General features: G+C 72.4%; 7 protein-coding genes. 4 read left to right on the top strand and 3 right to left on the bottom strand.

Features of this window, described 5'->3' with window-relative positions; translation table 11 throughout:
• Nucleotides 1–59 precede the first annotated feature (59 nt).
• Together WMF46_RS43320 and WMF46_RS43315 are read left to right on the top strand one after the other, a co-directional pair.
• Complete coding sequence (locus tag WMF46_RS43320; RefSeq protein WP_437982571.1) at nucleotides 60–1655, top strand: hypothetical protein; 1596 nt, start codon at nucleotides 60–62, stop codon at nucleotides 1653–1655.
• Nucleotides 1656–1867: 212 nt separating this feature from the next.
• Entirely contained in the window at nucleotides 1868–3850 is a 1983-nt protein-coding gene (locus WMF46_RS43315; RefSeq protein ID WP_437982570.1) for a zinc-ribbon domain-containing protein, read from the top strand.
• A gap of 251 nt (nucleotides 3851–4101) precedes the next feature.
• On the opposite strand, the gene WMF46_RS43310 is transcribed toward WMF46_RS43315, so the two are convergent.
• Entirely contained in the window at nucleotides 4102–4542 is a 441-nt protein-coding gene (locus tag WMF46_RS43310) for a hypothetical protein (RefSeq protein ID WP_437982569.1), read from the bottom strand.
• A 198-nt stretch (nucleotides 4543–4740) separates the two neighbouring features.
• Here WMF46_RS43310 and WMF46_RS43305 point away from each other — a divergent pair, with 198 nt between their 5' ends.
• Together WMF46_RS43305 and WMF46_RS43300 are read left to right on the top strand one after the other, a co-directional pair.
• Nucleotides 4741–6360, top strand: coding sequence for a hypothetical protein (locus tag WMF46_RS43305; protein ID WP_437982568.1), 1620 nt, complete (start codon nucleotides 4741–4743; stop codon nucleotides 6358–6360).
• Nucleotides 6357–7391, top strand: a complete 1035-nt coding sequence (locus WMF46_RS43300) for an Rpn family recombination-promoting nuclease/putative transposase (RefSeq protein ID WP_437982567.1) — start codon at nucleotides 6357–6359, stop codon at nucleotides 7389–7391. Before WMF46_RS43305 ends, WMF46_RS43300 begins: the two co-directional genes overlap by 4 nt.
• Before the next feature lie 15 nt (nucleotides 7392–7406).
• Here the strand turns inward: WMF46_RS43300 and WMF46_RS43295 are convergent, their stop codons facing one another.
• Complete coding sequence (locus WMF46_RS43295) at nucleotides 7407–9137, bottom strand: DUF3344 domain-containing protein (protein ID WP_437982566.1); 1731 nt, start codon at nucleotides 9135–9137, stop codon at nucleotides 7407–7409.
• Entirely contained in the window at nucleotides 9134–10966 is a 1833-nt protein-coding gene (locus WMF46_RS43290; RefSeq protein WP_437982565.1) for an OmpA family protein, read from the bottom strand. Before WMF46_RS43290 ends, WMF46_RS43295 begins: the two co-directional genes overlap by 4 nt.
• Nucleotides 10967–11438 lie beyond the last annotated feature (472 nt).

Below are 11438 nucleotides of genomic sequence, written 5' to 3'. Positions count from 1 at the left end.
GGACCTGCGCCTCGGGCCCGCGGGGGCCCCGCCGCCCTGGACGCGGTGGTTGGTCAGTGGTGAGGCGCGCGACGCGGTGGCGGAACGAGCGGGCCGCGCCGCCGCTCGCTGCGGTCTGGCACCTCGCGCACCTCGCGCACCTCGCGCACCTCGCGCCGCACGGCACCGCGCGGGCGGCGCTCCGAGCCTGCCGGCTGCCGCCCGCGCGCGGGCGCTGCTACGGTTCGCCTGTGCGACGCCAGCTGCTCGCCTCGTCGGCCCCGCTCCACGCGCTTCGCCTTGCGTCGCTCGCGTCGCTCGCGTCCATTGCCCTCGCCGTCGCCATCCCCCGCGCGGGCGCCGCGCAGGACCTGCCGACGCTGAGCGGGTCCTGGACCGCGAGCGCCCTCACGGAACAGTGGTCGGTCTCCGCCTGGGGGCAGGCGTGCGGGCCCAGGCCTCGCCCGCAGGGCGCCCCGGGCGGCGCCGTGCAGATCCAGCAGCACGGCTCGGAGCTCTCGATCTCGGGCGGCGGACGGTCGTGGAGCACCGCCGAATGCTGGGAGCAGATGCCCGGGCTCGCGCGGAGCAAGCACTCGGCGTCCGGCAACGCGCGCTCCTGGCAGACCCGCTGCACGACGCCGGCCAGCGATCCCCGCCGCGCCGTGGTCACCACCACGACCCAGGCGACCGACGCCAGCATCAACATGGTGGAGACAGGGCAGTACCAGTTCATCATCCAGGACACGACCTGCAGCGCGTCCGTCACGAGGACGCGGTCCTACACGCTCGTCCGGCGCGAGGGCGAAGCGCCCCCCGCGGCGAGCGCCCCGCCGCCGGTGGCGAGCGCTCCGCCGCCGGTCGTGAGCGCTCCGCCCGCGGCGCCCGCCGCAGCCGAGAAGAAGCCCGCGGCCTCGCGCTCCTGCGACGCCCCCGGCGAGCCGGCGCGCCTCGAGGTCACGCCGTCGCGCAAGCTCATGCGGCCGGGCGAACGCTTTCAGTTCCGCGCGCTTGTCATGGATGCGGAGGGGTGCGCGCTCCCGACGAGGCCCACGTGGTCGATCGCGCCGGGGCCGCTCGCGTCCGCCGCGACGGTCGACGCGACAGGCGCCCTCTCGCTCGGCGCCGGCGCGGGCGAGGGGGCGCTCGGCCTCGTCGCGTCCGTCGCCGGCAAGGGGGTGACCGTCGCGATCGAGGTGACGAGCCCCGATCGTTACGACGCGCTCCTCGCGGCGAGCGGGCTCAACGCGGCCGGCGAGAGCGAGCAGGCCGCCGTCGTGGTGATCGCGGCCGGCACCATCGGCGGGCGCACGACCTCGGGCGAGGACCTGGGACGCCAGCGCAAGAACCTGTTCGTGGCCATCGTGGGCGGGGTCGCGGCCTGCCTCGGATTTGCCGGGTTGATCCTGCTCCGCCGAGGCCGCCGGCGGACAGGAGGCGAAGTGGAAGGCCCCGCCTCCACGGCCGGCGCCGCCGGCGAGCGCGACAGCGAAGGCGCCGAGGGCGCGCCGGCGCCCTCGGGGGCCTCGCTCGCGGGCGCCGCAGGGCCAGCCGCGGCGCCGGCCCGGCCGACGCTGCGGGCTCGTGGAAAGATCTGCCCAACCTGCGGCGACCGCTATCCCAGCGAGGCGATGTTCTGCGGGAAGGACGGCACCCAGCTGCTGCTGCTCAATTGATCGCGCCACACTGCGCGCGCCGCGCGAGGACGTGGACGCGCGCTGCGTCATCACGCGGCGCTGCGCCGGCGGCGATCATAAAAGAAGTCGCCGCCTTGATCGGCCTCGCGCCGTCCCGCTATTCTGCGTCGACCGACCGGGCCGCGTGATCGTGCGCGTGTGTGGTCGTTGAACCCATGCCCGCATGCCGGAACGGGAAGGGCGACAGTCGCATGAAGATTACGTGTGAGTCCTGCCAGGCCAAGTACACGATTGCCGACGAGAAAGTCGCCGGCAAGACGGTCAAGATCAAATGCAAGAAGTGCAACCACTCGATGGTGGTCCACGGCGCGAATGAGGCTGCCCCGGCCGCACCGCAGGACGCGACCGCGGAGCAGCAGGGCGACCTGTCGGATGACGCCGAAGCGAAGCTCGACGTGGGCGGCGCGCCCGCGGCGGCGGCGCCCGACACGTGGACCGTCAACGTCGCCGAGGGCGACGAGCGGACCATGACGACCGCCGAGCTCGTGGCCGAGTACGCGCGCGGAGGCCTGAGCAACGACACGTACGTGTGGAAGGACGGGATGGGCGACTGGCTGCCGATCGCCAGCGTCCCGGAGCTCAAGGAGCGATTCTCCTCGCAGGAAGACGCGGCGCCCGCGCCCGCAGCAGCCGTCGCCGCGGCGGTGCCCGCTGCCGCGGCGCCCGCGATCGCGACGCCCATGCCCGCTGCTGCTGCCGTCCCTGCTGCAGCTGCGCCGGTGGCTGCAGCGGCGCCTCCGCCCGCAGCGGTCTCCGCGCCGGCCGCCGCTCCGGCGCCTGCGGCTGCAGCTGCGCCGGTCCCCACGGCTCCGGCGCCTGCTGGGCTCAGGTTCGGGCCCGAGGGGACCGTGGTCATGAAGGACTCGCGGCGCGCCCTGAACCAAGCGGGGGCCGCGACCCCGGCGCCTGCAGCCGTCGCATCGGCGAAGGCCCCGGAAGCTGCGGCGCCGGCGAGTCCAGCGGCCGCGGCGAGTCCAGCGGCTGCGGCGCCGGCGAGCGCAGCGGCCGCGGCTCCGGCCCCAGGCGGCGCACCGGCGCCAGCGGCCGCGCGTCGCGCGGCCCGGGGGGCCGCGGTCGACGTCTTCAGCGCCGCGGAGCGCGCCGAGGACCCCGCCGCATCCGCCCCGTCCGCCCCGCCGCCAGGCCTCGATCGCCAGGTGGGCGAGCGCAACGAGAACTCGGTCCTCTTCTCGCTCTCGGCGCTCACCGCGACCGAGAACGCGGCGGCGGCCAAGCAGAAGGAAGAAGACGAGCTCCCGTCGGGCCGGCGTCCCTCGAACCGCCCCTCGAAGAACAACGGTCGAGCCGGCTATGACGACCTGCTGAACCTCGGCGGCGGCGCCATCGCCTCCGCGCCGATGCTCGCGCCGCCGCCGTTGCTGGCGCCGGTGACGGACTCGCGGCCGCCTCCCTCGATGTCGCTTCCGTCCAAGGCGTCGGTGCCGCCCGCGTCGCTTTCGTCGCTCTCGTCGCTCTCTCCGCTCACGGCGCCGGAGGCCTCGACCAAGAAGGGCCGCACCGGTCTGATCGCGGCCGCGATCGCCGCGGTCGTGCTGATTGGCGGCGTCGCCTTCTTCTTCATGCAGTCGCCGACGCCGGAGGCGTCGACGGCCACGCCGGAGCAGGCGAACACCGCCCCCGCCGAGGTGCCGAGCCCTGCGCAGACGGCGGCGCCGGCGCCGACGCCTGCCGAGACCGCTGCGGCCGCAACGCCGTCCACGGCGGAGACGGCGGCGCCGTCCGCGGAGCCCACCGCCAGCGCCGAGGCCCCGAGCGCCGCGACGCCTGCCGCCGCGACGCCCGCCGCGGCGACGCCCGCTGCCGCGGAGAAGCCGGCGTCCGCGCCCGCTGCCGCGGCGGAGAAGCCGGCGGCATCGAAGCCGGAGCCGGCGGCGTCCGGAGGCGCCGAGTTCAACCGTGGCGCCGCGAGCTCGGCGCTCGGCGCGGCCGCTGGCTCTGCCAAGAGCTGCAAGAAGGCCGGCGGACCGACCGGGACCGGCAGGGTCAAGGTCACCTTCGCGCCGAGCGGCAGCGTCACGTCGGCCGAAGTCCAGGGGGCGCCCTTCGCCGGGACCAGCGTTGGCGGCTGCGTCGCCAGGCTGTTCCGCAGCGCGCGGGTGCCTGCCTTCGGCGGGGGCTCGGTCTCCGTCAGCAAGTCCTTCACCATCAACTGATCAACTGATCGCGGCACGGGCGCGGGCGCGCCCGTGAGAGGCCCTCGCGGGCCGCAGGGCCTCCTTCGGGCGCGTGCGGAGCTCCCGTTGCTGGCGGGCAGCTCCCGTTGCGCGCGCGAGGGTCCCTGTCGGCGGCGGGAAGGCTCCGTCGCGCGCCCGGAGCTTTCGCCGTGGAGCTGGACGCGAATTTCGCCGAGGAGCTCGCCCTCCTCAGCGGGCCAGCCCGCGACGAGCTTCTTCGTGGCGGGTGGCTACCGAGGCGAGCGCGGCCGGGCGATGTGGCTCGGCGTTGACGGCAAAGCGCGGGTGTTCGCGGCGGGCCTGATCGACGCGCCACCGCTCGAGATGACCGTTGCGGGCGCCGACGGCGCGGCGTGGGCCGCGGGCGCCGGGGCGGCGCCGCGATCGAGGCGTCGGAGGGCAGCAACCGCCCGATGGCGATAGGGCTCGACGAGGCCGGCGCCTTCCGGAAGGCGCCGGCCGAGCCTCGCTGGAAAGGGATAGTCGCGCGCCGCCAGGCGAAAGCGGCGCGCGATGTCGCGCTCGCGCGGATCGAGCCGCTCGCCGTCTGAGGCGAACCGGTCCGAGGCGGCCAGTACCAGGCTGGGTTCGCAGCGTTCGCGCGTGCGAAAGACGATTGTGAGACGAGATGGCTTGTATTGTCGTAATTGGGCGACACCGCTCGATGTCATCTCATGAATCGTATCCAGAAATAGATTTCTTTTTTCATGGCCAATCTGTCTGCGACTTGCTAGCGAATCGGCCTCGGAGACGGCGCGCCGCCGAGCCCGTGTCCGGCGCTGCCGGACCGACGTTTGTTCCTACGCGCCGCGGAGGCGCTCTCCCCATTACGACGGCCGGCTGCACACGCCGGTTAGGAGGATCGACCCATGGGCGTGCATGTGATTCTCGACATCGATCCGCGAGGCATCGACGAGGCCGAGTGGGCGGCCACGTACGACGCGACGCTCGCGCTCCTTTCGGCGTGGCAGCCGCGCCTCCTGGGTTGGGGCTGGCGCTCGATCGAGGGGGTGCGCGTGGCGATGTACATGCGCTCGCTCCGTCGTGATGTCGATGACCCCAGGAGGGCGTGTTGGTCCGTGGTCGGCGACCGCGACACCCTGCAAACGGCCGAGTGCCAGTCGCTCTACCGCGACCTTGGCCGTTACACGGCGCGCCGGGATCAAGGCCCCGACGGCGATATCGTGGTCACCGCCGCCATGCCGGACAAAGGCGACACCGGCGGCCCCGCGCGCGTCTTCGGCGACAAGACGCAGGGCTGTCCGTACCATTTTGCCGTGCTCGCGGCGGCGATGCTCGTCGAAGAGCGTTTCCCGCGGCACGCGATGGTGTGGGGCGACATCGATCGTGGGCAGGCCGAGGAAGCCAGGCGGCTGGCTGCGCCCCTCCTCGGTCGCGAGCTGCCGCTGCCTGTGCGCGTCGATGCCTCGCGGCTTATCGAGCGCTTGCGTGCTCGCTACGCTGCCGGCGCGTTGCCGGGCGCGCTCAAGCGTGTGTTCCTCGGGGAGGAGAGCGAGCAGCGTGAGGCCATGCTGCGCGCGTTCCCGGGCGAAGACGGCGCACGTGAATGGCAGCGTGCGCTCGCCGAGTGCAAGTCGCCCGCTTCGCTCGGTGCAGTCCGCCTGGTGATCGCCTGGCTCAACGCAGGGCGCGGTCTGCGTGATGCGTGCCGTATCGCTTGCCTCGCGCCGGAAGGTCCGCGCTTCCCACCGGAGGATTTCATCGCGACCCTCGCATCGACGTGGGTCGCGGTGCCGCCTCCTGCGTGCGAGCCGCTGAGCGCGTTGTGCAAGCCGCCGGGGGCGCCGCACACGGTCGCGTCGCTGCTCGGCGCTTTCTTCCTCGACAAGGCGGCTGCAGGACGGCACCTTCGGATCGGCATCGAGCCAAGGGCGATCGCCGCCGATCTTTCGGAGGTCTTCGGTGATCGAGGTCCTGCGCTTGCCGCGCAGCTGCGCGATAAGAGCGCGGCGATCGAGGCGCAGCTCCGCGGACTCGCGGACGACATGAACGCCTTCGTCGCGGAGGCGGGCGACCTCGCCGGCGACGATACAGAAGCGCTCGCAGTGCTCCGCTCCGCAGACGCGATGGGCCCGAACCAGCGAACGTGGGTGCGGGCGATGGCGTGGAGCGTGATGACGGTGCTCGCGGGCCTTCGTGGCGGGGAGCCGAAGATCGCGGAGGCCCTCGACGACGCGGCGCAGGGGAAGCGTCTGCTCGTACGGATGCTGGCCGAGGGATCGCCGGTGCTCACCGAGGACGCGTGGGATGGTGTCCTCGCAGAGAGCAAGGCGGACGTCATCGCGTGGTGGGTCGCGCTCGTCAGCATGCGCGCCAGCGAGCTGCACGCGTCGCAGGTCTGCCGTGCCTTTCTCGAGAACGCGGAGCTCCGGGCCTACGCGATCGCCATCGGCCGTGACGAGCGGGAGATGCGTGAGTTCGGCGAGCTCGCTGCCAAGGTGCGCGCCGGCGGCGGTGGTGATCGGTGACGCCCACCCCTCATGACGCTCTGTTCAAGTCCACGTTTGGACAGCCGGAGCACGCGGCCGAGGCGCTGCGCCAGGCGCTGCCTGCCGCCCTGGCGGCCCGCATCGACTTCGCGTCGCTGGCGTTGCAACCTGGCAGCTTCATCGATGAGGCGCTCGCCGCGAGCCATAGCGATCTGCTCTTCACCGCCAGGCTGAAGCGAGCGTCGCTGTTCATCCACGTGCTCTTCGAGCACCAGAGCACGACGCACCCGCTGATGGCGTTTCGGCTGCTCACGTACATGGTGCGGATCTGGCAGGGTTACCTGGAGCGCCACCCGAGGGCGACGCTCCTCCCGGCGATCCTGCCCGTGGTGCTGCATCACAGCGAGGGTGGCTGGAGCGCGGCGGTTTCGTTCCAGGATCTGCTGGAGGTGCCGCCGGAAACGCTGGCGCTGATGGCCGAGTATGTGCCGCAGTTCCGGTTCGTGCTGGACGACATCAGCCAGGAGACGGACGCGGCGCTGCGCGCGCGGGCAATGACGGCGCTGGGGCGGCTGGTGCTGTGGTGCTTCCGGCATGCGCGCAATCCCGAGGATCTGGTGGAGCGCCTGTCGGCGTGGCGCGACGTGGTCCAGGAGGTGCGTCGGGCGCCTGACGGAGGGGCTGCGCTCGTGCGCGTGTGGCGGTATATCTTGAGCATCGCCGACCCGCGGCAGCCCGACAAGCTGCTGCCGAGGCTGCTCGTGGCGGCGGGACCGGATGCCGAGGAGGAGATCGTGACCATCGCAGATTACCTTCGCGAGGAGGGCCGGCTGGCAGGCGAGCGAGAGGGCCGGCTGGCAGGCGAGCGAGAGGGCCGGCTGGCGGGCGAGCGAGAGGGCCGGCTCGAGGGGCAGCGGAGCACGTTGCTGAAGCTGCTCCGGCTGCGCTTCGGCGAGCTGCCGGAGCCGATCGAGGCGCGCATCCGCGCCGCCGACGCCGCGCAGATCGAAGGCTGGACCGAGCGTGTGCTCACCGCGCCCACGCTCGACGACGCGCTGGCCGAGCGCTGACGCGGCGGTGATCGTCTACCCCCTGCGCCGCCGGCAGAGCAGACCGGCCAGCGCGAGCCCCGCGAGCCAGCCGGCGCTCCCATCCCGGCCTCGCGGGCTGGCCGCGCAGGGGCCGAGCATGCCGCTGCCGGCCGCGTAGAACGACTCCGGCACCACGGCGACCTCGGTCGGCGGCGCGCCCGGGGCGTCGCCGTTGCCGTCCGTCGGATCGTCGCTGACCGGCGCGCCAAACGCGCCGGCCGCGGCGATCTTCGCCTGGTTCTTGATGAGGTCCGGCGCGTCCGCGTCGACCGTCACCTCGAAGCGCACCGTGACGCTGCCGTCGACAGGGATGCTCCCGCCCTGCGCGCCGTCCGCCCCATCCCCGAGCCAGAACCTGATGGTCCGCGTCGCGGGATCGTACTCCCCGAGGTCGTCGCCAGGCGCGTCCGTCTGGGGACCGGCGTTCGGCCCATCGACGATCGACAGCGAGCCGGGGACGAACGTCACCCCGGCAGGCAGCGCGTCCGTCAGCACCGCGCCCACGGCCTCGTCATTGCCCGTGTTCGTCGCCGTGATGCGGTATTCGACGGCGTCCCCGCGGTAGGTCGGCAGCCCGCCGAGATCCGTGGCCACCTTGCTCGATTTGCTGAAATCAGGGCCATAGTTGGAGATCGACGTCACCCACCCCGCGAGGAAATAGAGCTCGTCCCTGCTCGTGGCGACGAGCGTGGCCCGATCGTCCCCCGGCTTGAGCTTCGCGCTGACATCCACGATGTCGATGTCGACCCCCGACATGCTCTGAGGCGTGCCCGGGATCCTCGGGAGATCGCCCTCCACCGACACCGCCTTTCCGAGCGCCGAACGGGTGCTGTTGAAGAAGTTGTCGGCGGGGTTCAGCTCGTCGCTCAGCGCCTCGGCCAGATCGGGCTTCCCCGGGTTCTTGGGGTTGAAGAACACGCTGTCACCGGTGTTCGAGTTGTCGCCCTCGAACGCGACGATGCCCAGCTTCGCCACGAAGCCGGCGTCGGGCACCTTGAAGCCCGAGAGCTCGACCTGCTGCCATCCCACGTCGGAGACCCGGTCGAGCCCGTCGAACAGCGCGAGGTTGCGCATGGGCGATCTCGGCGCCTCGTAGAACACCACCATCCACCACGCCACGAAGACAACGTCGTCGTCGCTGTCCCTCACGTCGACGACGTCCACGCCCCCCACCCGGTAGGCCCCGGCGCCGCTCTCCTTCACGATCGAGGTGATGTCGGCGACGGACTGGTAGTTGTGCGACTCGTTGGGCTTCCCCTGGTTGATCACCGTCTCGACCGAGTCGATGGCGGTCACCGTGCCGTCGTAGCCGCCCTCGTGGTGGAGATCCACGTCCGGATCGGCGCCGGCGGTGTTGCGCGCGGCCCAGTACAGGAACGCGTGGGTCACCGTCGCCCCCTCGGGCAGCGTCAGCACGGCGGTCGTGCGCGCCATCTCCGGGGTGATATCGAGGCTCGCCTCCGCCCTGCCGTCAGCTGGCGAGTCGGACCTCCAGAAGAGATCGGGCCCCGACTCGACGGTCGACTGGCCGCATGCGCCCATCGTGCCCTCCGTGGGCCTCGGCGTCGCGGAGCGGCACTCCTGCCCGATCGAGCTCCCGATGAGGGCGAAGTCGCCCTGCTGATCGACCTGTATACGCAGCTTGGGCTCGGCCGTCGCGCTGGCGGTCGTGAGCCCGATCAGCGTGAGGGACGCGAGCCCCGTGATGCTCAACTGCTTTCTCATCGATCCTCTCCGGTCTCATCAGCCTGCGGCTTGTACGCGGCCTTCTTGATGATGTTGAACTGGACTCGTCGGTTCCGCTGCCTCCCGGCCTCCGTCGCGTTGTCGTCGATGGGCTGCTCCCGGCCGTAGCCCTGGGCCGTCAGCCGCGTCGAGTCGATGCCGCGGCGGACCAGCGCTGCCATGACGGAGTTGGCGCGGTTCTGCGACAGGATCCTGTTGTGCTCCACCGTGCCCCGGTTGTCGGTGTGACCCTGGATCTCGATGAGCTCGATCTCCGGGTGCTCCTTCAGCACCTCGGCGACCTCGTCGAGCAGCGGATCGCTCACCGGCTTGATGGTGGCCTTGTTCGTGTCGAACTGCACCTGCTGGAGGATCACCACGTGCTTCTCGGTCACGCGCACCGCCTTCGGGCAGCCGTGCTTCTCCGGGTCCGGATCCGCGAAGCCCTTCTCCCTCGGGCAGGCGTCCGTGTCGTCGCGGAACGTGTCGCCGTCGGTGTCGCGCGGGCAGCCGTTCTTCGCCGGGTCCTTCGAGCGGAGCCCCTTGACGTCGGGGCACGCGTCCTCGGCGTCGGCCACGCCGTCGTCGTCCCGGTCCGGCGGGCAGCCGTTCTTCTTCGGGTCGTCGCTGCGCACGCCGGCGACGGCGGGGCACGCGTCCTCGCCGTCGACGATGCCGTCGGCGTCGCGGTCCGGCGGCGGCGGGCAGCCGTTCTTCTTCGGGTCGTCGCTGCGCACGCCGGCGACGACGGGGCAGGCGTCCTCGGCGTCGACGATGCCGTCGGCGTCGCGGTCCGGCGGCGGCGGGCAGCCGTTCTTCTTCGGGTCGCCGCTGCGCACGCCCGGCACGCTCGGGCACGCGTCTTCAGGGTCGCCGATGCCGTCCCTGTCCAGGTCGGTCGGTTGCTCCGGCGTGAAGGCGGCCATCGCGACGGCGCGCACGTCCGGCGTCCCGATCCCCGAGGTGATCCCCGGCCCGACGCCGATGCCCGCCTCCATGAAGGGCAGGAATCGATACCTCGCGTCGAGGAGGAGCTCCGCGTTGGTCGAGCGACTGCTGACGTCCTCGAGCACCATCGCGGCGCTGAGCTCCGGCCCGACCTGGAGCCGGCCGTCCAGCGCGAGGAACCCGACGCCGCCGCCCAGCGTGAGCATCGTCCCCTGCGCCACGCCGCCGAACGACTGGGAGCGCCGGACCTCGGTGCCCAGCGCGGTCGACCAGACGAGCCGATCCATGCGGCCGCCGGCCGCGACGTACGGCATCGCCCGGACGCTCCCGTCGCTCACGAACGAGTCGTCCGCGCCGGTCGGCAACCAGAGGTAGGCGCCGACGGCGAGCTGGAACGGGTCATGGTACGCGCCATGGATCTGAAAGCGCGCGCCGAGCCGCACGTCGCCGAGCGCCGCGCCGCTCGGCGACGGGAACTGCTGGCCGCCGCCGCTCGGGCTGTCCCCGGACTGCAGCGCGGTGAGCGGCGCATCGAGGTCGACGCTCAGCTTGTTCCAGAGCGGGAGCGACGCGCCCAGGTGGAACGTGAGCTGATCGCTGACGACCGCGCCGATCTCGGCGCCGTCGCGCTCGCGCCGCAGCACCAGCGGGTTGCTCGCGTAATCGGCGAGCAGCATCACATGCGGTGTGAGGTGCCCTGCCACGAACGGCGACGGCACGCTGAACATGCGGTCCCCGGCCGGCGCCGGCACGAAGCGGCTCAGGGCCATGCCCCCGGGGTTGACCGGCGCGTCCTGCCCGTACGCGGGCGCGGGGAGGAGAGAGGCAACGACGAGGGCGGCCAGCGCGGCGGCAAGCGAACGGAGAGGCCAAAGTCTCATGAGGTGGCACCCTGCATCGGCGGGTTTCGCATGACGATATAAGACGCTGTCGCGGACGAGTATACAGGTCGGCAAGTGCGGAGTCTTGAGCAACGAGCGACGTCGTCCGCATGTTCGTAGGACTTGCGCGCACCTCCCCGGACCATTCCCCGGCCATTCCCCGACCATTCCGCGCCACCCCCAGCGCATTCCCCGATCCGCTGAACGAACGAGAGGCGATCGCGCGCAGGCGGCGCGCGCTTCATCGCAGCGACGCCGCCGCGAGCGGGCCGTGCCGCGCGGGCGAAGTCGACCTCGTCGAAGAGCGGATATCCCGCGCTGCCCGCCGGACGACTCAAAGAGAAGGACCGTCGAGCCGCAGAGAGGGCCGGGAGAGCCCCTGTCGTCGCGGCGGCGCGCCGCACACCTCGCCCGGCGCGCCCCTCGTGGCGCCTGCCCGCCGCGCAGCGAGCGCGCTCGGCGCACGCCGCTC

Source organism: Sorangium sp. So ce117, assembly GCF_051524395.1.
Classification (GTDB): domain Bacteria; phylum Myxococcota_A; class Polyangia; order Polyangiales; family Polyangiaceae; genus Sorangium; species Sorangium cellulosum_B.
This window is presented reverse-complemented; position numbering and strand designations above follow the sequence as displayed.

Coding starts and splice junctions, on each gene's coding strand:
- WMF46_RS43310 (WP_437982569.1), bottom strand. CDS start 4,542: ATGACATCGAGCGGTGTCGCCCAATTACGACAATACAAGCCATCTCGT.
- WMF46_RS43305 (WP_437982568.1), top strand. CDS start 4,741: ATGGGCGTGCATGTGATTCTCGACATCGATCCGCGAGGCATCGACGAG.
- WMF46_RS43290 (WP_437982565.1), bottom strand. CDS start 10,966: ATGAGACTTTGGCCTCTCCGTTCGCTTGCCGCCGCGCTGGCCGCCCTC.
- WMF46_RS43295 (WP_437982566.1), bottom strand. CDS start 9,137: ATGAGAAAGCAGTTGAGCATCACGGGGCTCGCGTCCCTCACGCTGATC.
- WMF46_RS43315 (WP_437982570.1), top strand. CDS start 1,868: ATGAAGATTACGTGTGAGTCCTGCCAGGCCAAGTACACGATTGCCGAC.